Raw genomic sequence first — 24,420 nt, forward strand, 5'->3', positions numbered from 1 at the left:
CCGTATGGAGGCGTGGGCTGCGCCTGATGTGTATAAGCGCCAGGGGGGGCTGTTTTTGCTGCCGCCACTGCTGGCTGTGCCACTGGCGGTGAAGCTCCCTTGGCCGGTGCGGCTGGCCCACCTGGCGCTGGGGATGGGGGTGACGCTGCTCTTGTGCTGGCCCTGGTATGGAGCCAATTGGCTGTTTGTCTTCAGCAACGGCTGGGCCTATGCCGAGACTGCCCATTACTACGTCACCTGCCCAGCGGGATCCCTCTGCTGGTGGACGGCCTACCTTCGCGTTTTGCCCCTGCAGATGAGCCCTTTTTTGTGCCCCTTGCCGCTGCTTTCGCTCTGGGGATCCCCAAGCCGGCGGGAGACTCTCCTCTGGGGCCTCTACGGCTCGGGCTACTTGCTCTACACCCTGGTAGCCATTAAGGATGTGCGCTTTACGCTGCCGCTGTTGCCCCTGCTGGCCATCCTATCAGCGGGTGGGCTGGACAAGGTCTGGCGGTGGCTGGGGGCGCGCTGGGGGCAAAGGGCACTGCGGCAGGGAGTTGGCCTGAGCCTAGCCTTGGGATCCCTGGCCCTGCTCAACCTGGGGCAGCCCCTCACCCCTGGCGTGGCCCCTCTCTGGAAGGGGATCCAAATGCGCTGGCAGGGGCAGCACCCCCAACAGGAGCTGACGCGGTGGATTGGATCCCTGGTGCAGCCAGGTTTGACCACCACCCTGGGCGTTCTTCCCAACACTGAGCTGATTTCGTCCGAGACGCTCAGCTACCTGGCCGCTCTGCAGCGCTGGCCAATCACCTTCCGCGGTGCCGGGCAAACCCCTTGGCCGGAGCTGGAGCTGGCGCTCCTGGATGGGTTTGTGGATGCGCCAGGGGAGCAGGGAATTGTCGGCCCCTACGGTCCAGCTAAGGAGCAAATTCGGCAACTCCTAGACAAGAGTCCGGACTGGCAGCAAGAGCATTTTGAACTACAAGCGGTGGGCCGGCTGTACACCTACTTCCCCACCCCGCCCAGGGTTGTGCTGCAAGAGGTGCCTGCTCCAGTAGAGGAAGTGGAGCTGCTGCAGCTCAAGGTCTTCCCAGAGGAAGGGATCCCGGCCTGGCGGCTGCGCTGGCAGGGCCCGGCCCAGGACTTGGCCCAAACGCTAGTCTGGGCGCGGTTGGAAAATCCCCAGGAGCAGATCTTGGCGGAGCAGGCCTGGGTGGTGGGTCAGAACCGCCTGCAACCCCGCACCAGGAGCAATTGGCAGGTAGAGGAAATCTTGACCTTGCCCCTCTGGCCAGAGTCTGCCGGAGAAGAAGGAATCCTCCACCTGGAGTGGCAACCCCCCAAAGGAATGCGCCGGTCGCTAAGACAGCACTGGCGTGGGTCTCCCGGTAGGGAAAAGGGATCCCTTATCCCGCCAGGAGATCTCCTCTTTCCCCTGCGACAGGCAGCTAGGGCGGCTGCGGCTGGGGATCTGGAGGCGCTCTCCCTCTACCTCAACGCCTGGACAACTTTGCAGTATGCCACTTTCGCAACCGACCCGGATCGCATCCTGACACGCCAGCTTCTGGAGGGAGAACAGCAACAGGCTGCTGACCAAGGCCAAATCGAGCGCCAAATTCAAAGCCACTACGAACTGGGCCTAATGGAGGTGGCGCTGCTGCAGCCAGAAGCAGCCCAGCAGCATTTTCAGCGGATTGTCGAGCTGGATCCCGAAGACGATTGGGCACGGGCCTATTTGGCATTTTTACAGGTCTTTTTTACCCATGATATTCGGAGCCTCCAGGGGTTGAAACAAGAGCTGGCGGCTGCAGTCTATCCCCTTTGCCAGAAAGCCAATCTGGATTGGGATTTGAGTTGGCTCTGTGCAGCTCTTTAGGAGGAAGATCCAGATCCATTTGAGAAACTTGAGAAAGCAGGAAATCGGCAAAAGCTTTGGCTACCACCGAGAGGCGCTTGGAGCGCAAATAGACCAAATGCCAAAATCCACGGATGGGAAACTCTTCCACATCCAAAATGGCCAAATGGTGTTGCCAATCCCCCAGAGCCAACACATGCTGAGACAAAACCGAAATGCCCAGCCCGCCAATGATGCCCTGGCGAATGGCTTCGCTACTGCCTATCTCCATGCGGATGTTGAGCTTGAGGTTATGTTTGTCGAAGAGCCGCTCCACTGCCATGCGGGTGCCGGAGCCGGGCTCGCGGGCCAAGAAGGGCTCTTGAGCAATACGGGCCAGGGGGATCCGCTTCTGGCCCACCAAAGGATGGTGAATAGGAGCCATCACCACCAAGGGATTTTCCAGAAAGGGTTGCGCCACTACATCCAAATCTTCCGGCGGCATCCCCATTACATAGAGATCATCCATGTTGTTGCTTAGCCCCTCCAGAACCTGCTGCCGGTTCAGCACCTTGAGGGATACATCGATGCCGGGGTACTGCTGACAAAATAGCCCCAGCAGGCGAGGAATAAAGTACTTAGCAGTGGTGACAACCCCAATGCTCAGCCGTCCCTGTTTTAACCCCTTTAGGTCGGCGAGGGTCATCTCAAATTGGTTCAACTGCTCAAAGATTTTTTGGCAAGTCTGGTACAAAGCTTGCCCCGCCTCTGTGAGATAGAGCCGCTTGCCCACCTGTTCAAACAGCGGCAACCCCACCGATTTGCTCAATTGCTTGATCTGCATGGAAATCGTGGGCTGGGTCAGGTAAAGCTCCTCAGCGGCACGGGTGAAGCTGAGATGACGGGCAGCAACCTCGAAGATTTGTAACTGGTGCAGCGTAATGGCCTTCATGGAGAATCAAGGAGCACTAAAGATTTACTCTTAAATCATAAACCTCAATCTATGACCCTTGGTGAGATTTCCCTGAGGCTATGACCCTTGGCGAGATTTCCCTGAGGGCCCGCCGGCTCGAGCGCGTCTCCGCAGGCTCTTCTTCTGGAGGACGGGGAGGGATTGGCGAGCCGTTCAGCTCTGGGGGAATGCCGAAGGCCAGGTGCCGCCACCCCTGTTTGGGCAGATCCGGAGGAGAAGGGTGCATTGGCTTCATCGGCAGCAAGCCCCACACTGTAATTTTGTTTACTCAAGAGCCAATCAGTGTCGGGATGAAAGCCGTTCCTGCTACAGTTAAGGAGAACAAGTTCAATCTCTGGAGAGTTTCCCGCCGTGGGTCGCACGGTGGCCGCACGCTGAGGCCTCTGTACCAACAAGTCTGTGAAGCGTGAAGCCCGTACGCTATCGGTGCGCGCAGCGGAGCGTAAGCCATGGTGTGTTGACTCAACGAAGATGAGTGTCGGGAGTCGTTCCCGATCAGAAAACACGGTTTTGCGGTGTGGAGCAACCCGTGGTTTTTTCCCGGAGCAGTGCAGATGGCAGTTTACGAAGGCAATTTTGTTCAGACGGGGGATCTGCGTCTGGCCATTGTTATCAGTCGGTTTAACGATTTGATTGCCGGCAAATTGTTGGAGGGGTGCCAGGATGCCCTGAAGCGGCATGGCATCGATGTCAGCTCGGAGAGCCAGCAGGTGGACTATTACTGGGTGCCCGGCAGCTTTGAGGTGCCTGTGGTAGCCCACCAACTGGCCCAGTCCCGCCGTTACGATGCCATCATCTGCTTGGGGGCGGTGATTCGCGGCCAAACCCCTCACTTTGACTATGTGGCAGCAGAGGTGACCAAGGGGATCGCGGCAGCGAGTTTTCGCACCGGCGTGCCAGTCATTTTCGGGATCCTCACTGCCGATACTCTGCAGCAGGCGCTGGAGCGGGCCGGGATCAAGAACAACAAAGGCTGGGAATACGCCATGAGTGCCCTGGAGATGGCCACCCTGATGCGCCAAGTAGCTCCCCTGTTGCAAGGGAGTGACAGGGCTGGCAACAATGGAGCGGCCTCCCGTCCCTCTCTGCCCGGTGGAGCAGAGGCGCTGCAGCCGGGGGTAACTTTGGAGAGTGCCGCCTACTGACGGCGGGTTAGACGGGTGAGCACCTCGTTGGAGCGCTGCACAAAGGCCCGTGCGGCTGACGGGTCAAAGCTTTTCTGGGTAATCAGCGCCAGATCGTAGATGTGATTGCAGATGAGGTTGACCAGCTCTGGATCCCGCCCCTCCTCGGCCAGAGCCTGCAGGTTTTGGATCAAGGGGTGGGCGGTGTTGAGAACTAGGGTGTGTTCTTCCAGAAACTCTATGGGCTTTTGTTGCAGGATGGCATTGAGCTCCTGCAGGCGCCGCAGCGCCTCCGGCAGCAGGATCATAGCCGGAACTGACTCAGACTTGAGGGCCTCGGCTTTGATCTGCAGCTTCTCTTTGCCCAAAGCCTGACGGAACAGATCCACCAGCTTTTCGCTGCGGGTTTTTTGTGTGATGGGATCGACGAGATCGGCAGCTTTGTCTTTCTGGATCAGCGTCTCGTCCAGCTCGGAATCCACCCGCTTAAATTGGATCCCTTCTTCCCGATACTCCCGCTCCAGGAAGCTGCTGAAATGGCTGTCAATCCAGCTATCCAGCATGATGACCTCCAGGCCCTGGGAGCGGTGCAGGTCGATGTAGGCGCTCTGGGCCGCTTCGTCGGTGGCGTAGTAAACCCGCTTGTTTTGCTTTTCCCGCGTGCGCTCCAGGTATGCTTTGAGGGTCACGTACTCCGGTTTATCGGCAGGGGATCCGGCCACTCGGAAAATGAGAATGTCTTTAATCTGGGCGAAGAACTTGTCGTTGTTCATCGCCCCAAATTTCATGAAGAGGCTGATATCGGGCCAGACCTTGACATATTTTTCGTAGTCTTCTTTATAGAGCTCGTTGAGGCGATCCGCCACCTTTTTGGCGATGTGATCCCCGATGCGCCTGACGGTGCGATCATTTTGCAGGAAGCTGCGGGAGACGTTGAGGGGAATATCCGGGCTGTCGATGGCACCGCGCAGAGGCAGGAGGAATTTGGGAATGACTTCTTCGCAGTTATCCTGGACAAAAACCTGGTTGCAAAATAGCTTGACCTGGCCCTTGGTGGGATCGATATCCGGGCGCAACTTGGGGAAGTAGAGGATCCCTTGCACGATGAAGGGATAATCCGTGTTGATGTGTACCCAGAAGTGGGGATCCTCTTGGAAGGGATAGAGGTAGCGGTAAAACTCTAGGTAATCCTCATCCTTGAGCTCAGAGGGAGGAATCTTCCAGAGGGGCTTCTGGCGATTGATGACTTCTCCGTTGAGTTTAATAGGGACGGGAATGAAGTCGCAGTATTTGCGCACCAATTCGCGGATGCGGCTTGGCTCCAGATACTCCTCGCTATCCGGGCTGAGGTAAAGGGTGACGGTGGTGCCGATGGCGGAGCGCTGCGAATCGGAAAGGGTAAAAGTTGGGCTGCCGTCGCAAGACCACTGCACAGGTGTGCTGCCGGGCTGATAGGAAAGGGTGTCGATCTCCACCCGCTGCGCCACCATAAAAGAGGAATAGAATCCCAGGCCAAAGTGGCCGATGATCGCCTGTTCTGCCTCTTTGCCTTTGTACTTTTGAAGGAACTCCTCAGCGCTGGAAAAGGCCACCTGGTTGATGTACTTTTTTACCTCTTCGGCAGTCATACCGATGCCGGTGTCGCTGACCGAGAGGGTCTTGGCCTCTTTGTTGAGCGCGATCACAATCTCCGGCTCCGGGGGATCCGCCACTTCGCCGGCCAGTTTGGCCATCTTGAGCTTGGCAATGGCATCGGCAGCATTGGAGATCAGCTCCCGCAAAAAAATCTCCCGATCCGAATAGAGAGACTGCTTGATGATGGGGAAAATGTTCTCGGTGTGGATGGTGATGGATCCCTGTTCCAGCACAGTCATAGATGGCTCGGCACTTCAACAAGCTCAGTGCCAATCTACAGAGGTAGCAAAGGCCCCGACAAGCTGAACTTTTTCCAGAAATCCGCACCCGCAACCGAACCGGCTCTAGAGCTGAGCCCCTCTGGCCGGACTCTGCGCCTGGTCGATATCAAGGGTAAGCTGGTGGGCCCAATCTTGCCCAACGCGAATGGTGATGTCGGAGTTGAGAACGCCGGTGGATTCCACCCGCAGCTCTCCCAGGCCAAGGGCAGCGCGAACCTGCTTGGCTCCTTCCCGATCCCCGCTTTGGGCGAGGATCTCCGTTTGCGGCAACACCTGGGGGCTGTCTTCGACGGCAAAAACCTGGGTATAGCCCTGTCGAACCAGTTCTTGCACCACGCGGCGGGCCATCCCCGGCTTTCCGGTAGCATTTTGCACAGCTATGCGCAGGCGGTGCGGCGAGATGGGAGCTACTTCCGCCTCCAGGCCAAAGTGGGTCACGGCCAGGCGGCGGATCCCGGCCAAATCTGGCAGCCAGTAGCTGGTGGCAAACTCTCCCGGCTGGCTGAAGCGGCCCGGCAACAGCACCAGGTCGATGCGATCGTCCCCAGAGGTGAGGACGAACTTGGCCAAGCTCAGAACCTCTTCCCAGGTGAGGTTGGTCTCTAGGTGGGTGCGGACGACCTGCAAAACCTTCGGGATGCGCGGCCAGACAGCAGGGGAGAGCAGTTCCCGGCTCAGGGCCCGCAGCAGCTCCTGTTGCCGTTGTACCCGACCGATATCCCCCAAGCCCAGGTGGTCGCGGCGGAAGCGGGCAAAGTGATGGGCTTGTTCGCCATTGAGGCGGTGCCAGCCAGGCTCTAGGTTAATAAACAACTGCTGCGTGTGATCCACATAGTGCATGGGCTCCGGCACATAGACCTCCACACCCCCCACTGCGTCAATCAAAGCTTCCAGGGCCTCGGTATTGAGGCGAACATAGCGGTCAATCGGGATCCCGCCCAGCAAGGTGCTGACCACCTGGGCCACCAGCGCCGGGCCCCCTGCCAAGTTGGCCGCATTGATCTTGGTTACACCAAAGCCAGGCAAGCGCACGCGGGTATCGCGAGGGATGGATAGGACAGTGATCCGCTGCGCCTGTGGATCAAAACGGGCCAAGAGGATGGTGTCGGTGCGGGTGTTGAGACGCTCCCGTTCTGTGGACAAAGGCAGGGTGGGATCCGGGTTGTCGGTGCCGAGGATGAGAATGTGCAAGGATCGATCCAGAGCGGCAGCGCGCAGGGCATCCGGTCGGAAGGCCTCCTGTTCTTTGGCAGTCAGGGAGGTGGGAATCACCTGACGAGGCAGCATCACGGCCAAGAAGGCACCGGCAGAACCTGACAACACAGCCGTGAATCCCAACAACAGCCAGAGAATCCCCTGGCGGATGGCCTGCTGACGAGCGGCGCGGACACGGTCTGGGCGGGGTGGATACTGGAAGGAGGACATCAGGTCGGGCCGAGCCTCGCGGGCGCCTGCAGGAAGGGGTGTACTGTTTAGGGGGTGTTGCCAACCCCACCAATTCAAGGTCATGTTACCGCATCCTTATTCTCTAGGACTGTCCATACCCAACTTCGGCGAGACGGCAGCTTCCCCGGCGGGATCCCTGCAACTGTTGCTGGCGAAGTCGGAGGTGCACCTGTGGCTACAAGTCTTGCCGCCGCTGGCGGAGTTGCTCTCCCAGCTCGACCTTCTTTCCCATGAGGAACGGCAGCGCGCGGAGCGTTTACAGCGGATGGAGGATCGGCGTCGCTTTCTGGGTGGTCGTTTGCTGTTGCGAACCCTGCTTGGCCGCTACAGCGGCCTCCCTCCCCGCGCGATCCCCCTCGGCTACACCGCCGCCGGCAAGCCCTATTGGCCGGATCCACCCCTACCGCTGCAGTTCAACCTCAGCCACTCCCGCGAGCGCGTCCTGGTCGGCCTGATGTGGCAAGCCCGGATCGGGGTGGACTTGGAGTGGATCCGACCCGTGCCCCGCTGGCCACGCATTGCCCGACGCTATTTTTCCGCCGCCGAGCAGGCTCGTCTGTTGGCCTGTCCACCGGCAGAGCGGGAGAGGGTTTTCCTGGAGCTGTGGACGCAGAAAGAGGCTCTCCTGAAAGCCATGGGCGTGGGGCTGGCCGGAGCCAGGGCCGCGGCTGGGGATCCCTGCTGGCTGACCCTGCCCCTGCGGGTTGCCGAGGGCTACGTTGCCGCTGTGGCGATGGAACGACTGGAAGTGGGCGGGCCAGTCCCGACGGTGCAGCTCTGCCAAGGCGCAGATCTCTTCACTCCCGCTTGAGCTGCTATCTTGGGTTTTCAGGCCGAGTTTCCATGTTGGGGTTATGTTGCGTGGGTTGCGTTATCTCCTGATATTGAGCCTCTGTCTGGGGATGTCGATCGGCGGGATCCCGCATCCGGCCTGGGCGCGGGATCTGTCGCGGCAAACGCCCCAGGACAAAGCTGTCGAGTTAGGTACTGCTGATAACCAGTTGGTGTTTGTGCCCAAGGAGCTCTTTTTTCGCAACGGCAACCTCTACCGTTTGCACTTGAGCAACCCCAGCCAGTTGAAGCACTATTTCAGCGCCAAAGATTTTGCCGATGCCGTTTGGACTCGCAAGTTGGAAGTGGCCGGTGTGGAAATCAAGGGCCAGATCCGAGAACTGGAGCTGAAGCCAGGTGCGGCAGTGGAGTGGCAGTTTATTCCCCTGAAATCTGGAGTTTATTCTTTGGTCTGTACCATTCCCGGCCACGCCGAAGCGGGCATGATTGGGCAGATTACCATTGGCGACTAGGCTATCTCCTGGGCTAGGGGGGCAAAAGGGGATAGAAAAGAGAAAGACGCTGCCAGGCAAATCGCATGAAAAACCTGCTCAGCCCCATCGTGGAACACTGGACTCGGCGACGCCAGGCAGCCTCTCCTCGCAAGAGCAGGCCCCCCCTGCCGGAGCGGGTTGCCGGCTATGCCCTAGCGCTTCTCTCCCTCACTGCTGTTCACGGGATCCGCTACTACAACGAGCCGCAACTGACCGTCGGCAGCCGCTCCCCGCAAACCTTCCTCGCTCCTGCTGCGGCAGAGATCGAAGATGTGGAGGCTACCCAGGCCCGGCAGGCCGAGGCGCGACGGCGCGTGGTGCAAGCCCTCAAAATCGACAGCACCGCCAACGAGAGCATGCGGCAAAATCTGGAGGCTCTCCTGGCGGCGGTGGAGGCCATCCGACAAGAGGCAGGTTCTCTGCCCTATGTTTCTGTCCAATTGCTATCTCTGCCAACGCAGATCTACCTGCGCCAGCTTGCCCCAGAAGAGTGGGAACTCCTTCAGGCTCGTGTCCGACAAGAGGCCATCCGCACCCGTGCAGCCACTCACTCGCTGTCGGAAGAGGTTGCTGGACGTCTGGAGCCGCTTTTTCCAGAGCAGCGGGCCCGGCAAGAGCTGGTCGAGGTTTGGCAGCGGGCCTGGTTGGATGGGGCGGCCACTCAGACGGCGGCCACGGATCCCTATACCCAGTTAATTGCCCAGGTGGAGGCGGCACAACAGCGCTATCGGGCGGCTCTGGAGGCTCTGGAACAGCTCACCCCCCCTGTCGCGGCCACGGTTCTCAACTTAACAGAGACTGAGTGGCAGCAGCTCCAGGGCCTGAGCCGGCGGGTCTTGGAGCGCCTGCAGAAGATAGGCATTGTGGATGGCCTGCCCCGCGAGGTGCGCGCTGAAGGGATCCAAGCCCAACTGGACGAGCTGGCCTTTCCAGGCAGTGCCGCCCAGCGGCAGGAGCTGCAGGGGCTGGTCTATCAGTGGCTGCAGCAGGTGCTGATCCCCAATCTGGAGGTGGATCCGCAGCGCACCGAGCAGCGCATTCGCGCCGAGCTGGAAAAAGTTGAGCCCGTCCTGATCTCGGTTGCGGAAAACCAGGTGATTGTGCGAGCAGATCAGATCATCACCCCCGAGATCTTTTTGATTTTGGATCACTTTGGGTTTACCCAGCGCAGGATCAACGTCTGGGGCCTGGTGGGGGTGGCTGGCGTTATGGGCTTGGGCTTGGCCATTTTCGTCCCCTTGCAGCAACGCTTGCAGCCGGGATTGCGCCGCCGGGATCGGGTGTTGATCCTGATGGTTTCCCTGACTGCTCCGCTTGTGGCAACTTTGTTCAAGCTGGAGTTCAGCTCCTTGCCGGCGGTGGGGCTGTTGCTGGGCAGTTTTTACGGGGCAGGGCTGGGCCTGGTGGTGGTGGTGGGCCAGGCGTTACTTTTGCCGTTGGTCTCCTCTGCCAATCTGCTCACCTTCGCACCCTTGCTTTCCGGCAGTGTGGTGGCCTGCGCCCTGGCCGGGCGCTCCCGCTCTCGGGAAGAGCTGGCCTTGTTGGGAGGAGGGGCGGCGGCAGTGCAGATGCTCACCTATGCGGCTGTTAGCTTGACCACAACTGGCGGCATCGACCTATTGGCGATGGCCTTGGGGGGAGGGATCACGCTGGGGTGGAGCATTGTGGCGCTGGGAGCCAGCCCCTACCTGGAGCGCTTGTTCGACCTAGCCACCCCCATTCGCCTCATCGAGTTGAGCAACCCCAACCGCACCCTGCTGCGGCGGCTGGCGGCAGAAGCCCCCGGCACCTTCCAGCACACCCTGTTTGTAGCCACCTTGGCGGAACGAGCTGCCCAGAAGCTGAACCTCAACGTGGAGTTGGTGCGCACCGGCACCCTCTACCATGACATCGGCAAAATGCTGCAGGCCCGCTACTTCATCGAAAACCAGATGGGCGGCCTCAACCCTCATACGCAACTGGACGATCCCTACCGCAGCGCCCAGATCATCAAGGCCCACGTCAGCGATGGACTGCGCCTGGCCAAGCAGTACAAGTTGCCCACCGCTGTGCGGGCCTTCATTCCCGAACACCAGGGAACAATTTTGATCGCCTATTTCTACCACCAGGCTCGGCTGAAAGCCGGGGATCAGCCGGTGCCCGAGGAGCTGTTCCGCTACGATGGCCCCATCCCCCAGAGCAAGGAGACAGGGGTGGTAATGCTTGCCGATGCTTGTGAAGCGGCCCTGCGCAGCATGACCCTGAGCGACGGCTTTGGCCCTGAGGTGGTTGAGCGGGCCAAGGCTGTTGTCCGCAAAATTGCCCAGGCCCGTTGGCAAGATGGCCAACTGGTCGATAGCGGCCTGACGCTGGAGGATCTGGAGATAGTGGCCGAGGCTTTTGTGGAAGTTTGGCGAGAGTCCAACCACGAGCGCATTCCCTACCCCAGTCCTGCCCCTGCCCCACCCTTGCCTGAGCCCGACTCTGCCCAGGCCGAGATGCCTGTGTTGATGACTCCTTCGACAGGATCCCCCTAGCCTCGGCGAGCTGGGTAGGGAGAGAAAAGTCTAGTTCTAGAGCTCATCCATCAGTACGATAGGGGATCATTTGCGCCGGTGGCGCGTGGCGCTGTTGCGAAGCGAAACAGCTCCAAGGTTTCAGCTTGACCCGCACTCAAGCTCTATGCTCAGGATCCTTTACCATCGTTTTTGGATGGCCTGCTGAATGCCTTATGCAGCTCCTGCTTCCTCCAACCCTCCCAAAGTTTCGGCAGTCCCTATTCAGATCCCGCCTCTTTCCCGGCCTAGCCCTGTCCAACTTTCGCTGGTTATCCCCACCTACAACGAGGCCTCCAGCATTGGCAGCCTAATCCGGCAGTTGTGTGCCCACCTGGACGCAATTCTGCCAGGAGCCTACGAGCTGATTGTGGTAGATGACAACAGCCCGGATTGCACGGCCAAAGTGGCCCAAGAACTACAAGAGGAATTCCCCCAACTGCAGGTTATCTGCCGCCAACACGAACGGGGCCTGGCTACCGCCGTGTTACGGGGATGGCAAGTTGCCCGCGGCGAGGTGCTAGGGGTGATGGATGGAGACTTGCAGCATCCGCCAGAGATCATCCTCAAGTTGTGGCCCCCTATTCAGCAAGGGGCAGACCTGGTGGTGGGCAGCCGCTACGCGGAGTCGGGGGGGGTGAGCCACTGGAACCTGGGCCGGCGCCTCGTCTCCCGGGGAGCCCAGGCTATTGGGCTGGTTTTGCTGCCGGGGGTTTTCAGGCGGGTGTCGGATCCGCTCAGCGGGTTGTTTCTGGTTAGACGCCAAGCCATTGCCGGGATCCCGCTCAGCCCCAAGGGCTACAAGCTCTTGATCGAGGTGCTGGCGCGGGGCCGGGTGAAGACCATAGCTGAGGTCGGCTATATCTTCCAGGAGCGCCAAAACGGCGAGAGCAAAATCCAACTGCAAACCTGCCTCCAGTATCTCCACCACCTTATTGCTCTTCGCTTCTCCCTAGGCCAGATGGGATCCTTTTTGCGCTTTAGCACAGTCGGCCTATCCGGCACGTTTGTGGATATGACGTTGCTGTATCTGTTGCACGATCCCAACAACTTAGGGTGGGATCTGGCTATCAGCAAACTCATCGCCTCTGAGGTGGCCATTCTCAACAACTTCCTCTGGAACGACCTGTGGACCTTTCGCCATGTCACTCGGCTACAGCCAGGCCTCTGGAATCGTCTGAAGCGATTGGTTAAGTTTAATGTCATTTGCCTGATCGGCTTGCTGCTCAACTCTTCGTTGTTGATCTTGCTGAGTGAGCGCCTGGGCATTCACTATCTGTTGGCTAACTTGATTGCAATTGGCATTGTTGTATTTTGGAACTTTTATCTCAACGCTAAACTAAGCTGGCGGGTGGCAGCGAAGTCGGATGCCGAGGGCAGCCAGTCCTGATCCCAGCTTTCGCCCGGGGGCCAGAGGCTAGGTGGAGTTGGGGCGGATCCCTTCCAGGGTGATGATCTCCTGGATAACCGAGCGAACCACAGGAGCCGCCGTTGTCGATCCAAAGGCATCTTCTCCCCGCGGCTCGTCGATCACGGCCAAGATCACGTACTGGGGGCGAAGGGCGGGGAAATAGGCCACAAAACTGGTGATGCGCTTGCCGGGCAGATAGCCTCCCTGCGGCCCTGCTTTCTGGGCCGTGCCTGTTTTGCCGCCGATTTCATATCCCTCGATCTTGGCCGATTGCCCGGTGCCAAAATCCACCACGTCCCGCATTTGGATGCGCACCGCCAGGGTGGCCTGCTCCGACAACACCCGTACCGGCTGGGGTTGGGGGGATCCCCAAACCAAGGTGTCGGTATCCTTTTCAACCAGACCGCGCACCACGTGGGGCCGCACTTTCAGCCCGCCGTTGGCAATGATGCAATGCATGGCGGCCAACTGCAGGGGGGTCAGGGCCAGACCCTGGCCAAAAGCAACAGTGGCCCGCTCCACCGGCACGGTTACGAATTGCCGCAGGGGTTTCAGGCGGCTGGCCGGTTCAAAGGGCAAATCCACGCCGCTGGGCTCGTTAAATCCCAACCGCAGCAGGGCATTGTAATACTGGCGGGGATCCAGCTTGCGCATCAGATGGACCATGCCTACATTGCTCGACTGGCGCAGGATATCGGTGACGCTCATCCAGCCATGGCCTCCCCGCTGCCGGTAGTCGTAGTTTTGGATAGGCCAGCGGCCAATCCAGATCTGTCCCTCGTCGTAGACCCGTTCGTTGGCCGTGAAGGCGCCGGCATCCAGCCCAATGGCGATGTTGATGGGCTTAAAGGTGGATCCCGGCTCGTACAAATCCGTAACGGCCCAGTTGCGAAAGAGGGCAGGGTCATACTCGAAGTAGCGGTTGGGATCGTAGGTGGGCTCGCTCACCAGGGCCAGGATCTCTCCCGTGTGAGGTTGCAGGACGATCACGGTGCCCCGTAGGGCTTGAAACCGTTCCAGTTGCGTTTTCAGGGCGGCGCGGGCAGCCCGCTGCAGCCGCATATCCAGGGTGAGTTGCAGCACCGTCTCCTGGGATTGCAACAGTCCTTCCGGCACTTCGGCCGCCAACAACTGGCCGTAGCCATCGCGGGGAAGGGTGACAGGCTGAACCGTCCGCTCCAGCAAGACCTGTTGAGAGTACTCCAGCCCCGCTTGGCCGCGGTGATCCAGATCCACATAGCCCACCACTTCGGCGGCCATTTCCTTCTGGGGATAGACCCGCTGCCGCTCGCTCACCAGTTCCAGGCCGTCCAGGTACAAAGCCTGAATTTGAGCCGCCACTTCCGGCGACAGCCAGCGCTCCAGCCGTACCGCGTGAGTGGCCGACAACTGCTGAGTCAATTGCTCAACTGGCCGCCGCAGCAGAGGGGCCAGAGCAGTGGCAATCTCCTGGGGGGTACGCTTGCCGAAGAGGCGAGGGTGGGCCCAAAGGGTATAGACAGGGCGATCTACAGCCAACAGCTCCGCCTGCTGCCGAGCTACGGAGTGGCGATCCACAATCGAGCGGCGGGGGAGGAAGGGTCGGAGTTGGGCTCGTTGCTGGGCCTCGGCCCGCTGTTGTAAGAGCGGGCCCTGGTGGTGTTGTAAATAGACCAAACGTGCCCCCACCCCCATTAGAGCACCAGCCAGAACGAGGCCCACCGCCCCGACGCGAAAGTTCAGTTGCCGGGCTGTCGGGATCCGCTCCCCCAAAAGCCACGCCAGCCGGGATCCCTGGGGCCAGTGGCTGGGGGGCCAAGGGGGCCAAGCAGGTCTGCCCCGCTGCCGTTGGGCAAGTTGCCGGCTCCTCTGTCGGGTCTGCAAAGGTTGCTGGCCCAAACCGGCCCCAGACCTGTCTTCCACTGCCACCCCTGTATAGATACCACCGTTAGTTTGCCGCCCATCGCCTTGTCCGGCCAGCCTTCGCCTCATTGGGTGGAAAATCCCTGTTGACGCAACGCTTCAAAGAGGGCGATCGCCACCGCATTGCTGAGATTGAGGCTGCGCACCGGCCCGCTCAAGGGGATCCGCACGCTCGGGTAAGTTTCCAAGAACATGGGATCCAGGCCGCAGCTTTCGCTGCCGAACACCAGCCAGTCTCCGGGCTGATAGGCCACCTCGGTGTAGAGGGCCTTGCCCCGCACGCTAAAGCACCAGAACCGCGCCTCGGGATGGGCTTGCACCAGAGCAGACCAAGAGGGATAGCGATGCAGTTGGACGTGCTCCCAATAGTCCAGCCCTGCCCGCCTGAGGTAGCGATCCGAGAGGCGAAACCCCAAGGGATCCACCAGGTGGAGGGGCGTGCGGGTAGCTGCACAGGTGCGGGCAATGTTCCCCGTGTTGGCTGGGATCTCCGGAGCTACCAAAACAACATGGAAGGGCATGGGCCGCTCTCAATGGCTGCCAAACCCGCGGCTGCCGCCTCCCTTTTTGCCCCCACCTTTGCCCGGCTTGCGGCTGGGCTGCTGTCGCGGCGGCGCTGCAGAACGTCCCCGCCACTGGGGGCCGCCCACCGGCAGTGGGCCTCGTCCACCCGGCATCCCCGGAAGGCCGCCCAGGCTCATGCTGCGCATCATGTCGCGCATGCGCTGAAAATCGCTCACTAGGCGGCTGACATCCTCCAGCTTGTGGCCGGAGCCCAGGGCCACCCGCCGCTTGCGGCTGACGCTGCGGGCCAAGAGGTCGGGGTTGCGGCGCTCTTCGGGGGTCATGGAGTTGATCATGGCCTCGGCACGGGCCAGTTGGTCTTGTCCTTTTTGCAGTTGCTCCTCGCTGATCTTCCCCATCCCCGGCATCAGCCGCAGCAAGCTGGCCAGGGATCCCATGCGCTTGATCAGGCGCATTTGTTTGAGGAAATCGGTGAAATCGAACTGGGCGGTCATCATCTTTTCCGCCATAGCGGCGGCATCTCCCAGGTCAATTGCCTCCTGGGCTTTTTCCACCAGGCTGAGGATGTCTCCCATGCCCAAAATGCGGGAGGCCATGCGATCCGGATAAAAGGGATCCAAAGCCTCCACCTTTTCGCCGACGCCGACGAACTTGATGGGCTGGCCGGACACCTGGCGGATGGAGAGGGCTGCCCCGCCGCGGGTATCGCCGTCTAGCTTGGTGAGGATGGCGCCGGTAAGACCCAGCCGCTCGTGGAAGGCCTGGGTGAGGTTGGCGGCCTCCTGCCCAATCATGGCGTCCACCACCAGCAGGATCTCGTGGGGCTGCACCGCCGCCTTGATCCGCTCCAGCTCCGCCATCATCTCCAGGTCAATCTGCAGGCGACCGGCGGTATCCAAGATAACGTAGTCGTAGCCCTGTTCCCGCGCGGCTGCCACTCCCTGGCGGGCGATCTCGACGGGATCCGTCTTGCCCAGGTCGAAGACAGGAATCTGAATCTGCTGGCCCAGGGTCTTGAGCTGGTCGATGGCCGCCGGACGATAGATGTCGCCGGCCACCAGGAGTGGCCTTTTGCCCTGCTTGCGCAAATACAAAGCCAGCTTGGCACAGGTGGTGGTTTTGCCGGATCCCTGCAGGCCGACCATGAGCACAATGGTGGGGGGCTGCTCCGCCTGGGCAATGGGCACATTCGCCTCCCCCATCACCTTCACCAGCTCGTCGTGGACGATCTTGATAAACTGCTGGTCTGGCGTCACCCCCAGGATGACCTCAGCTCCCAGAGCGGCCTGCCGCACGTCCTCGATAAACTGCTTCACCACCTGGAGGTTGACGTCGGCGTCCAACAGGGCGCGCCGCACCTCCCGCAGGGCTTCCTGAATGTTGGTTTCGGTGATCTTGTCCTGGCCGCGCAGTTTTCTCCAGGCCAGTTCCAACTTCTCGGAGAGGGCATCAAACATGAGCGCTGTTCATCCTGTCAAGGGCTGCTAGGGCATTTCCTACCATAGTTCAATTGGAGCAGCTCCATCTTGGGATCCCGCTACCTGGACCGAGAAAGGCTGGCGACTTTACGAAAGTTTAAGCAACAATAGAAGGCGTCGCTTGCAGACTGGCCATGGTCAGCGTTGCTTCCCGCTCCTATAGCACCACCGACTGGCAGTTGGGCTACCGCTCTTTGTCCCACGAGTACGACTATTGGGTGACAGAGATCGAGGGACGGATCCCTGAGAGGCTGCAGGGAACCCTATTTCGCAATGGGCCCGGCAAGCTGGAGGCGGGATCCCAGCGCTATGGCCATCCCTTCGACGGCGACGGTATGGTGTGTGCCATCACCTTTGTAGGCGGGCGGGTGCATTTCCGCAACCGGTTTGTGCGCACTCCCGAGTTTGAGGCAGAGGAGAAGGCGGGACGGGTGCTCTACCGCGGCGTGTTCGGCACCCAGAAGCCGGGGGGCTGGTGGGCCAATTTCCTCGATCTGCGCTTCAAAAATCCCGCCAACACCAACGTCATCTACCAAGGCGGCAAGCTGCTAGCGCTTTGGGAGGCCAGCGCCCCCTATCGGCTGAACCCGGCCACCTTGGCCACCGAAGGGATCGAAACCTTTGCCGGTGCCCTTGCCCCCAACCAGCCTTTTACGGCTCATCCCCGCCGGGATCCAGCCACGGGGGATCTCATGGCCTTTGGGGTGCAGACAGGGCCCCCCTCCATACTGGTGTTTTACCGCGTCGACGCCCAAGGACGGCTGGTGGAAAAGCGGGACTACCGCCTGCCCAGCTTTGCCTTTCTGCACGACTTTGTCTGGACTCCCCGCTACTGGATCTTCTTCCAGAACCCGGTGGCCTTTAACCCCTTGCCCTATGTGTTGGGCTGGCAGCCGGCAGGCACCTGCTTGACCTTAAAAAAAGGAGAGCCCACCCGCATCTGGCTATTTCCCCAACAGGGCGAGCCGCTGCAACTGCAAACGGAGCCGGGGTTTGTCTTTCATTTTGTTAACGGCTACGACGTTGGGGATCAGGTGGTGGTCGATGCCGTTCTCTACGAAACCTACCCTGCCCTGGAGCCGGGGGCTGACTACTTGCAAATTGACTTTGCCCAGGTGCCAGCCGGCAAGCTGTGGCGGTTTGAGCTGGATCCCAAGACGGGCAAGGTTAAGCGGGAGCTCCTGCTTGATCGCTCGGTGGAGTTTCCGGCTATTCACCCCGCCCGCATGGGGGGATCCCATCGCTATATCTACATTGGGGCTACCCATGCTCCCGGTCCCAACGCCCCCTTGCAGGCCATTCTTAAGCTAGACACGACAACAGGCCGCAGTGAGCAATACAGCTTTGCCCCGCGCGGCTTTGTGGGAGAGCCGGTATTCATCCCCGATCCTGAGGACGCTGCGGAGGAAGCCGGCTGGATTGTAACAGTGGTCTTTGATGCCGCCAGTCAGCGCTCGCAGGTAGTGATCCTAGAAGCTGCCAACCTGGCAGCCGGCCCGGTGGCGCGGATCCCCTTGCGGCACCACATTCCCTACGGCCTCCACGGCAGCTTCACCCCTCAGACATGGGTAGAGGCGGATCCCAACAAGGGATAGGGGAGGGATCTTGGCATAGCTGGCTTCGTCCTGGCCGCCGTGCGCAAGCCGAGGAAAGGGTGCGGCTCTGTAGCTCAACATTCTGCAACCTGAACCGGAGCAGTTGCTACTATCGGTTAGACTTCAGCTACAGTGATGACAACTGCTGAACCTCGATGGGTTGGGCGCAGGCCCTGGGCGGGTCTGCTGACGGGAGTAAAAGAGGAAAGCTTGTGGGGCTCGGTAGTGTGTTGAGCGGGTCTTGGGTCAAAGGGAGAGGTAAGCCCCGTTTTGGCAACAGCAGATGTCTTGCACTGCCAGACGAGCGTCGTCGCCGACCGCTAGGCATTCTGGTAAACCTCCTGGATTGACTGCAACGGAACCGTTACGATGTCCTCAGATCTGAGACCTCCCCTCCGAATTGCACGGCCCCCCCGGCCCACCTCAACCAGCGAGCCCAGGGAATCAGCTCAAGAGGTCGAGTCAGCTTCTGGTGGGGGCCTGCCTGTTGTTGCCGCCGCCGCTAGTCTAGAGCAGAAGAAAGCGATGGGAAGAGAGCGACCTTGCCTAGAGCCCATCCCGCCGCCCGGGGAAGAGATGCAGTACCGGGCCATCGGCCTCATCGAGGGGCGGTACATTCCCTCGCCCAACCACTTCACTCGCGGGATTTTGCGCACCTCGGATGGTTTAGATCTCAATGCGGTACTGCTAGGCCGGGTAATGAGCCTGGTGCGCAAGCACCTGAAGCCAGAACGCAACTATTTGTGGGTGGTCTATCCCCGCACCCGCGACAAGAGCCAAGATCTGCATGTACAGTTGATGGGGGTGTGGGCACCAGAAGAAATGGGGCAAACCCTGCCAGAGGGATCCCGTCCGACGGTGGTGCCGGACTGGTTTTCCATTCGCGGCGAGGTCGTCTTCCAATCGCAGGAAAAAGGGTTCATTATCGTCAAAATCCGTCAATCCAGCAAAAAGAACTCCGCCAGCTCTTCCCCTCAGCGGGCCCAGACGGCAAAGGGCACTGCGTCTCCTGCAGCAACAGCTCCCAAGCCTCAGGCTTTTAAACTGCGCCTGATCGGATCCTTGCCGGGCAAAGGAGTGGGCACCTTCTGGGATCTACAGGTGCGCCGCCGCGGATCCCTGCTCTACGTGGAGGCAGGAACTCCTGTCGGCCCTGTGCTCAAAGCGCCGCCACGCCCAAAGCGTTCAACTCCCCGCCCCAAACTCAAGAAACACTCTCCCCCCTCCACTCGCGGGCAACAGCCAAAGTCCGCTCAACCCTATCCGCCCTCGGATCCCGCCAAAGCACCCAAACCAGCTAAGCCGGTCAAGAAAAAACGTCTATAGCCTCCATTCCTGGATACGAATTTGTCTCGACTGCGCTTCTGATATTGACCTCGTTGTAATAGGCCTTTCACCGTGTGGTTGCGACATGACAGAATCAAACCCTTCTCACAACAAGGATGAATTTATTTCCCCTCGCTATCCCTACTGGGGTGAGGTGAAGCCGCAGAACTTAATTTTCGATGCCAATCTCCAGGAATTTAGCAATAAGGTGTCGCTGATTTGTGGCTTAGAAACAGGGGGCAAGATTACCCCGGAAGAGGCCTATCGCCAAATTAAACAACTGTGGAAACAGCTCAAAGAAACCAAAAAAGCCATCCTCGACGATCCCAGGTGGAATGAACCTCCTCCCGAGTTGCCGGAGGAAGAATAGCAGGCCGGATCCTCCAGCTCGAACCCCTTTTAACTTAACCGCAAACAGTGTACACTGAGCGCGGATCCCAGGCCCATTCAGGGGACATGAGGACTTTTCCTTCTCCGGAGGTGCTCCGTCGGCTGCCGGCTGGGGCTGCTGATGGGGCTATTATTCTGGGCACTTTGGTTCTCCTGGCCTTGGTGGCGCAGGTGGGGACAGGGGCTTTTGAGCAGTTTCAGCCGCCGGCGGTGGTGCCTCAGATCGATTTGGATCCGCGCAACCTGCCCTACTACGCCGCCCGCTCCACCTTGCGCATGTTCATCGCCCTCTTCTTTTCCACCCTTTTTACCCTGATCTACGGGTATATCGCTGCCAAAAGTCGCTGGGCGGAGCGAATTTTGATCCCTTTGCTGGACATCCTGCAATCGGTGCCGGTGTTGGGGTTTCTCTCCATTACCGTTACCGGCTTCATCGCACTTTTTCCGGGCAGCCTGCTGGGTCTGGAGGCGGCTTCTATCTTCGCCATCTTCACCAGCCAGGTTTGGAACATGACTTTTTCCTTTTACCAATCCTTGCGCACCCTGCCGCAGGAGCTGGTGGAAGCGGCTACCCTCTACCGCTTGTCGGGCTGGCAGCGCTTCGTCCAGTTGGAAGTGCCGGCAGCGATGGTGGGCCTCATCTGGAACGCCATGATGAGTTTTGGCGGGGGATGGTTCTTTGTGGCCGCCAGCGAGGCCATCAGTGTGCTTAACCAGGAGTACACCCTGCCCGGCCTGGGATCCTATGTGGAAGCCGCCATTCAAGCTGAAGATCTGCCCAAGTTGGGCTGGGCACTTTTGACCATGGCGGTGGTGATCCTGCTGGTGGATCAGCTCTTCTGGCGGCCTCTGGTGGCCTGGTCGGATAAGTTTCGCCTGGAGCAGAGCGCCAGTGCGGCTGCCCCGGAGTCGTGGCTGTATGATCTGCTAACCACAGCACGGATCCCGCGGTTGCTGGGCAATTGGCTGGCTCCCTTCCGAGAATTGGCGGATCGGCTGTTGTCCTACTTAACTCGCCCGCGCTGGGGGGATCCACCCAATCCCGAGGCGGAGCGACGCCGCGAGCGGCTGTTGACTCAGCTCTCTTGGCTGGCCATTGGCGGGATCGGGATTTGGATTGTTCATTTTGTGTCCACCACCGTGGGTTTCGGGGAGGTGCTGCTGACCTTTGGGCTGGGGATCCTCACCCTGCTGCGGGTCAGCGTGCTGTTGGTTTTCGCCACCGTGATCTGGACGCCGATCGGAGTGGCCATCGGCTTTAATCCACGCCTGGCAAAGTTGCTGCAGCCGGTGGTGCAATTTCTGGCAGCTTTTCCGGCCAATTTCCTCTTTCCATTTGCCACGCTGTTTTTCATCCGCACCCAAATTAGCATTGAGTGGGGCAGCATTTTGCTGATGTCGTTGGGAGCGCAGTGGTACATTCTCTTTAACTCCATTGCCGGCGCCCAGAGCATTCCCACAGATTTGCGCGAGATGGCCGTGGATGTGGGCTTGCGGGGATGGCAGCTCTGGCAAAAGCTGATTATTCCGGGGATCTTTTCTGCCTGGGTTACCGGGGGGATCACGGCCAGCGGCGGCGCTTGGAACGCTAGCATTGTCTCGGAGATCGTGGCCTGGGGATCCACCACTCTCAAGGCTACGGGATTGGGCACCTATATCGCTGAGGCAACGGCGGTGGGAGATTGGCCCCGCATTACTTTGGGCATTGGCATGATGAGCTTGTTTGTGGTGGGCATCAATCGCCTTTTCTGGCGGCGGTTGTATCAATTGGCAGAAGAAAAATATCACCTTTAATCTTTGAGGCTATCTGATATGAGTTCTGCAGCTTCTCCGGTTCTGATCGAAGTTGAGAGGGTCTACAAGCGCTTTCCTTTGCCGGAGGGCAAGGGCGAGTTTACGGTTTTAAGCCAGATAGATTTGCAAGTGCGGGCAGGGGAAGTTTTGGCTTTGTTGGGCCGCAGCGGCAGCGGCAAAAGCACCCTGCTGCGCATCATGGCGGGCCTGATCCCGCCTAGCGAAGGGCGAGTGTTGAGCAATGGACGTCCTCTGCGGGGCCCCAACCCGGATGTGGCCATGGTGTTTCAGAGTTTTGCTCTCTTGCCCTGGCTGACGGTGCAGGAAAATGTGGAGCTGGGGCTGCAGGCTCAAGGGATCCCGCGCGAGATCCGGCGGCAAAGGGCCCTCAAGGCCATCGACCTGGTGGGCCTGGATGGGTTCGAGAACGCCTACCCCAAGGAACTCTCGGGGGGCATGAAGCAGCGGGTGGGCTTTGCCCGCGCCTTTGTTCTAGAGCCCAAGGTGCTGTTTATGGACGAGCCCTTCAGCGCTCTGGACGTGCTGACGGCGGAGAACCTGCGGGGGGAGATCGACGAGCTCTGGAACACCCAGGCCTTCCCTTCCCAGAGCATTCTCATCGTTACCCACAACATCGAAGAGGCCGTGTTTTTGGCGGATCGGGTGGTGATCCTGGGATCCAAGCCGGGGCGGATCCGGGGAGAGGTGAAAATCGACCTGCCGCGGCCCCACGAACGTACGGATCCCCGCTTCAAGTCCCTGGTCGACTACATCTACGAGATCATGACCAATCCGGAGATCCCGGTAACCGGCGAGGTGGCTGCCCCCACTTCGGTAAGCAGTAGGGCAACTTCTCCCTACGCGCTGCCCCTGCCCCATGCGCGGGTGGGCGGCATCAGTGGTTTGCTGGAGCTGATTGTGGAATGGCCGCAGGCACGGGTAGAGATTGCCGAGCTGGCCGAGCGGCTGCAACTGGCGGTGGATGACTTGCTGCCGATTTTGGATGCGGCGGTGCTGTTGGGCTTTGCCGAGGTAAGCGGCAGGGTGGTACAACTGACCGAGATCGGCCAAGACTTTGCCAACACCACCATCTTGCGCAGCAAGGATCTCTTCCGACAGCAGCTTTTGGCACGGGTGCCGGTCTTCAAGAGCATCCTGCAGACGCTGGAAGAAAAAAACAGCCGCTCCATGCGGGCGGACTTCTTCTTGGATCTCTGGGACGAACATTTTCCCCACGAGGAAGCTGAGCGGCAGTTTGCTACAGCCGTTGACTGGGGGCGCTATGCGGAGCTCTTTGAGTACGATGCCTCGGAAGAGCGGCTGTATCTCCCGGATCCCAGCGAAAGCTCCGCCGCTTCTGAGCCTGTCGGCCTTGATTCCCGTTCTGGCTAGGGCCAGCTTGGCTTTGCCTTTTATCTCTAGCCTCTGTTCAAAGGGAGAAGAGAACTAGGGATCGACGCGACGAGCCATTTTGCTGCCACCGGCCATGCCTACTCGTAAATCCAGCTTTGGGTGGCGGGCGTCCAGCTTACCAGCTCGGATTCCTGGAACCAAAGGGCGATCTCCCGTTGGGCGGTCTCGGGGCCATCGGAGCCATGGACGAGGTTGCGGCCAATATCAATGCCAAAATCACCGCGGATGGTGCCCGGCTCGGCGTCCAAAGGGTTGGTCTTGCCAATGAGCTTGCGAGCGGCAGCAATCACCCCTTTGCCCTGCCAGACCATGGCCACCACCGGCCCTGAGGTGATGAACTTCACCAAACCGGGGAAGAAGGGGCGCTCCTTGTGTTCAGCGTAGTGGGCTTCCGCCAGCTCTTGGCTTACCTGCACCAGCTTTAGGCCCACCAATTGGTAGCCCCGGCTTTCCAGGCGCTGGATGATGGTGCCCACCAGACCCCGCTGCACGCCGTCTGGCTTAATGGCGATAAAGGTGCGCTCCATGGGATCTCCCCTTGTTGTTACTCATCTTCACCGTTATCCTTGTACCGGATTGGGGATCCCCAGTGCAAGGGTGTCTAGGAGCTCACCACCGCCAACGTTAGGAATATAGCCCCCACTATTGCAATCATCCAGCCGGCACTGCGGATTAAGCCAGGGATCCTCTCTGCCCAGGTTTCAGCCGCCCAGAGGGCAAGGAGCGCTACCCCATATTGAACGGTGCTCAACCCCAGCAGATAGCCCAGCCAGGGCATGGGTTCGGCACCGATGATCGCTTCGGCATAGGCATAGCCATGGAATAGCCCCGCCAGGGATCCCCACAGCAGCAAAAGCCAACTTGGGATCTGCCGCGATTGAACCAGCAGTAGGCCAAAGAGAACTATGGAGCAGGCAATGGCCAACTCCGTCAGCCCCAGGGGATCCCAGCCGGCCAGGTGGATCCCGGTGCCCACCAGACCGGCCAGCACAAAGCCCAAAGGGATCCCGTAGCGCCAGGGCTGCCCCGCCGCAATGAGACCCATGGCCACCACAAAGGCCAGGTGATCTAAGCCAATAAGAGGGTGAGCCAGCCCCGAGAGAAATCCTTCCCATCCTGTGGCCGGCAATCTCCCGCCCAGAGCGTGGTGGGCAAGAGCGGGCCCAGAGGTCAGCCAGGCGATCCCTGCTCCCATGCCAACGGCCCAGTTGCGTCCCACTGGAGCAGGCAAGGCCAAAGGTCGCTGCCACTGCCAAAACATGCTTTTTGCTCCCTCACGATTGAACCTATGCGAAGGGGTCTAAGCTTGCTGTACCCATTTCTTTTCTAGTCTTCAACGTAAGGCGCGGGATTCCCCACCCGGGTGGGGAGGGATAGCGCCCCCTGACTGATTCTGGATATATCGCTTCACAATTTCTAGAGGTGCACCGCCGCATGAGACAATGCACTTAGAAT

General features: G+C 59.9%; 19 protein-coding genes. 11 read left to right on the plus strand and 8 right to left on the minus strand.

Annotated features, from left to right (window positions below; genetic code table 11):
• On the plus strand, positions 1-1,855 hold a 1,855-nt coding region (locus NW841_RS04995; protein WP_414385643.1), incomplete at its 5' end, for a hypothetical protein.
• On the opposite strand, the gene NW841_RS05000 is transcribed toward NW841_RS04995, so the two are convergent.
• Complete coding sequence (locus NW841_RS05000) at positions 1,737-2,765, minus strand: LysR substrate-binding domain-containing protein (RefSeq protein ID WP_414364666.1); 1,029 nt, start codon at positions 2,763-2,765, stop codon at positions 1,737-1,739. The two genes, NW841_RS04995 and NW841_RS05000, sit on opposite strands and share 119 nt — an antisense overlap.
• A 575-nt stretch (positions 2,766-3,340) precedes the next feature.
• Here NW841_RS05000 and ribH point away from each other — a divergent pair.
• Entirely contained in the window at positions 3,341-3,931 is a 591-nt protein-coding gene (gene ribH / locus NW841_RS05005; RefSeq protein WP_414385645.1) for a 6,7-dimethyl-8-ribityllumazine synthase, read from the plus strand.
• On the opposite strand, the gene htpG is transcribed toward ribH, so the two are convergent.
• Both htpG and NW841_RS05015 read right to left on the minus strand, forming a co-directional pair.
• A complete protein-coding gene (gene htpG, locus NW841_RS05010; RefSeq protein ID WP_414385647.1) occupies positions 3,925-5,784 on the minus strand; it encodes a molecular chaperone HtpG in 1,860 nt (619 codons plus the stop codon). The two genes, ribH and htpG, sit on opposite strands and share 7 nt — an antisense overlap.
• Positions 5,785-5,889: 105 nt before the next feature.
• Complete coding sequence (locus tag NW841_RS05015) at positions 5,890-7,335, minus strand: LCP family protein (RefSeq protein ID WP_414385649.1); 1,446 nt, start codon at positions 7,333-7,335, stop codon at positions 5,890-5,892.
• Between NW841_RS05015 and NW841_RS05020 the strand changes: the two genes are divergently transcribed.
• The 4 genes from NW841_RS05020 (at position 7,334) to NW841_RS05035 (ending at position 12,521) form a co-directional block, all read left to right on the plus strand.
• The gene (locus tag NW841_RS05020) at positions 7,334-8,083 is read left to right on the plus strand and encodes a 4'-phosphopantetheinyl transferase family protein (RefSeq protein ID WP_414385651.1); all 750 of its coding nucleotides are present in this window, start codon (positions 7,334-7,336) and stop codon (positions 8,081-8,083) included. The two genes, NW841_RS05015 and NW841_RS05020, sit on opposite strands and share 2 nt — an antisense overlap.
• Positions 8,084-8,174: 91 nt before the next feature.
• Positions 8,175-8,576 carry a plastocyanin/azurin family copper-binding protein gene (locus tag NW841_RS05025; protein WP_414334936.1) on the plus strand — a complete coding sequence of 134 codons (402 nt, stop codon included), beginning with the start codon at positions 8,175-8,177 and terminating at the stop codon, positions 8,574-8,576.
• Positions 8,577-8,641: 65 nt separating this feature from the next.
• Positions 8,642-11,113 (plus strand): HD family phosphohydrolase, encoded by a 2,472-nt coding sequence (locus tag NW841_RS05030; protein WP_414364675.1) that lies wholly within the window; start codon positions 8,642-8,644, stop codon positions 11,111-11,113.
• A 187-nt stretch (positions 11,114-11,300) separates the two neighbouring features.
• Positions 11,301-12,521 (plus strand): glycosyltransferase, encoded by a 1,221-nt coding sequence (locus NW841_RS05035; protein ID WP_414378058.1) that lies wholly within the window; start codon positions 11,301-11,303, stop codon positions 12,519-12,521.
• A 27-nt stretch (positions 12,522-12,548) separates the two neighbouring features.
• Here NW841_RS05035 and NW841_RS05040 read toward each other — a convergent pair whose 3' ends face one another.
• The 3 genes from NW841_RS05040 to ffh all read right to left on the minus strand — a co-directional run bounded on the left by NW841_RS05040 (position 12,549) and on the right by ffh (position 16,426).
• Positions 12,549-14,420 (minus strand): peptidoglycan D,D-transpeptidase FtsI family protein, encoded by a 1,872-nt coding sequence (locus NW841_RS05040; RefSeq protein ID WP_414364679.1) that lies wholly within the window; start codon positions 14,418-14,420, stop codon positions 12,549-12,551.
• Between the two features lie 89 nt (positions 14,421-14,509).
• Complete coding sequence (locus NW841_RS05045) at positions 14,510-14,965, minus strand: tRNA (cytidine(34)-2'-O)-methyltransferase (RefSeq protein ID WP_414364681.1); 456 nt, start codon at positions 14,963-14,965, stop codon at positions 14,510-14,512.
• Between the two features lie 9 nt (positions 14,966-14,974).
• Positions 14,975-16,426 (minus strand): signal recognition particle protein, encoded by a 1,452-nt coding sequence (gene ffh, locus NW841_RS05050; RefSeq protein WP_414364682.1) that lies wholly within the window; start codon positions 16,424-16,426, stop codon positions 14,975-14,977.
• Positions 16,427-16,581: 155 nt separating this feature from the next.
• Here ffh and NW841_RS05055 point away from each other — a divergent pair, with 155 nt between their 5' ends.
• From NW841_RS05055 to NW841_RS05075, 5 genes are all read left to right on the plus strand, one after another.
• The gene (locus NW841_RS05055; RefSeq protein ID WP_414385654.1) at positions 16,582-18,042 is read left to right on the plus strand and encodes a carotenoid oxygenase family protein; all 1,461 of its coding nucleotides are present in this window, start codon (positions 16,582-16,584) and stop codon (positions 18,040-18,042) included.
• A gap of 525 nt (positions 18,043-18,567) precedes the next feature.
• Positions 18,568-19,368 carry a hypothetical protein gene (locus NW841_RS05060; protein WP_414378052.1) on the plus strand — a complete coding sequence of 267 codons (801 nt, stop codon included), beginning with the start codon at positions 18,568-18,570 and terminating at the stop codon, positions 19,366-19,368.
• Positions 19,369-19,453: 85 nt separating this feature from the next.
• Positions 19,454-19,738 (plus strand): hypothetical protein, encoded by a 285-nt coding sequence (locus NW841_RS05065; RefSeq protein ID WP_414378050.1) that lies wholly within the window; start codon positions 19,454-19,456, stop codon positions 19,736-19,738.
• Positions 19,739-19,824: 86 nt separating this feature from the next.
• Positions 19,825-21,552, plus strand: a complete 1,728-nt coding sequence (locus NW841_RS05070) for an ABC transporter permease (RefSeq protein ID WP_414385656.1) — start codon at positions 19,825-19,827, stop codon at positions 21,550-21,552.
• An 18-nt stretch (positions 21,553-21,570) separates the two neighbouring features.
• Complete coding sequence (locus NW841_RS05075) at positions 21,571-22,944, plus strand: nitrate/sulfonate/bicarbonate ABC transporter ATP-binding protein (RefSeq protein ID WP_414336097.1); 1,374 nt, start codon at positions 21,571-21,573, stop codon at positions 22,942-22,944.
• A 98-nt stretch (positions 22,945-23,042) separates the two neighbouring features.
• On the opposite strand, the gene ndk is transcribed toward NW841_RS05075, so the two are convergent.
• Together ndk and NW841_RS05085 are read right to left on the minus strand one after the other, a co-directional pair.
• Entirely contained in the window at positions 23,043-23,492 is a 450-nt protein-coding gene (gene ndk, locus NW841_RS05080; protein ID WP_414335826.1) for a nucleoside-diphosphate kinase, read from the minus strand.
• A 74-nt stretch (positions 23,493-23,566) separates the two neighbouring features.
• Positions 23,567-24,226, minus strand: a complete 660-nt coding sequence (locus NW841_RS05085; RefSeq protein ID WP_414385658.1) for a HupE/UreJ family protein — start codon at positions 24,224-24,226, stop codon at positions 23,567-23,569.
• Positions 24,227-24,420: the final 194 nt, after the last annotated feature.

Origin of the sequence: Synechococcus sp. H60.3 (assembly GCF_047462295.1) — a bacterium.
Lineage (GTDB): Bacteria > Cyanobacteriota > Cyanobacteriia > Thermostichales > Thermostichaceae > Thermostichus.

What these genes read in the sequence shown, in the direction of transcription:
- NW841_RS05000 (WP_414364666.1), bottom strand. Translation starts at nt 2,765, where the DNA reads ATGAAGGCCATTACGCTGCACCAGTTACAAATCTTCGAGGTTGCTGCC.
- ribH (WP_414385645.1), top strand. Translation starts at nt 3,341, where the DNA reads ATGGCAGTTTACGAAGGCAATTTTGTTCAGACGGGGGATCTGCGTCTG.
- htpG (WP_414385647.1), bottom strand. Translation starts at nt 5,784, where the DNA reads ATGACTGTGCTGGAACAGGGATCCATCACCATCCACACCGAGAACATT.
- NW841_RS05020 (WP_414385651.1), top strand. Translation starts at nt 7,334, where the DNA reads ATGTTACCGCATCCTTATTCTCTAGGACTGTCCATACCCAACTTCGGC.
- NW841_RS05015 (WP_414385649.1), bottom strand. Translation starts at nt 7,335, where the DNA reads ATGACCTTGAATTGGTGGGGTTGGCAACACCCCCTAAACAGTACACCC.
- NW841_RS05025 (WP_414334936.1), top strand. Translation starts at nt 8,175, where the DNA reads ATGTCGATCGGCGGGATCCCGCATCCGGCCTGGGCGCGGGATCTGTCG.
- NW841_RS05030 (WP_414364675.1), top strand. Translation starts at nt 8,642, where the DNA reads ATGAAAAACCTGCTCAGCCCCATCGTGGAACACTGGACTCGGCGACGC.
- NW841_RS05035 (WP_414378058.1), top strand. Translation starts at nt 11,301, where the DNA reads ATGCCTTATGCAGCTCCTGCTTCCTCCAACCCTCCCAAAGTTTCGGCA.
- NW841_RS05045 (WP_414364681.1), bottom strand. Translation starts at nt 14,965, where the DNA reads ATGCCCTTCCATGTTGTTTTGGTAGCTCCGGAGATCCCAGCCAACACG.
- ffh (WP_414364682.1), bottom strand. Translation starts at nt 16,426, where the DNA reads ATGTTTGATGCCCTCTCCGAGAAGTTGGAACTGGCCTGGAGAAAACTG.
- NW841_RS05055 (WP_414385654.1), top strand. Translation starts at nt 16,582, where the DNA reads ATGGTCAGCGTTGCTTCCCGCTCCTATAGCACCACCGACTGGCAGTTG.
- NW841_RS05060 (WP_414378052.1), top strand. Translation starts at nt 18,568, where the DNA reads ATGGGAAGAGAGCGACCTTGCCTAGAGCCCATCCCGCCGCCCGGGGAA.
- NW841_RS05065 (WP_414378050.1), top strand. Translation starts at nt 19,454, where the DNA reads ATGACAGAATCAAACCCTTCTCACAACAAGGATGAATTTATTTCCCCT.
- NW841_RS05070 (WP_414385656.1), top strand. Translation starts at nt 19,825, where the DNA reads ATGAGGACTTTTCCTTCTCCGGAGGTGCTCCGTCGGCTGCCGGCTGGG.
- NW841_RS05075 (WP_414336097.1), top strand. Translation starts at nt 21,571, where the DNA reads ATGAGTTCTGCAGCTTCTCCGGTTCTGATCGAAGTTGAGAGGGTCTAC.
- ndk (WP_414335826.1), bottom strand. Translation starts at nt 23,492, where the DNA reads ATGGAGCGCACCTTTATCGCCATTAAGCCAGACGGCGTGCAGCGGGGT.
- NW841_RS05085 (WP_414385658.1), bottom strand. Translation starts at nt 24,226, where the DNA reads ATGTTTTGGCAGTGGCAGCGACCTTTGGCCTTGCCTGCTCCAGTGGGA.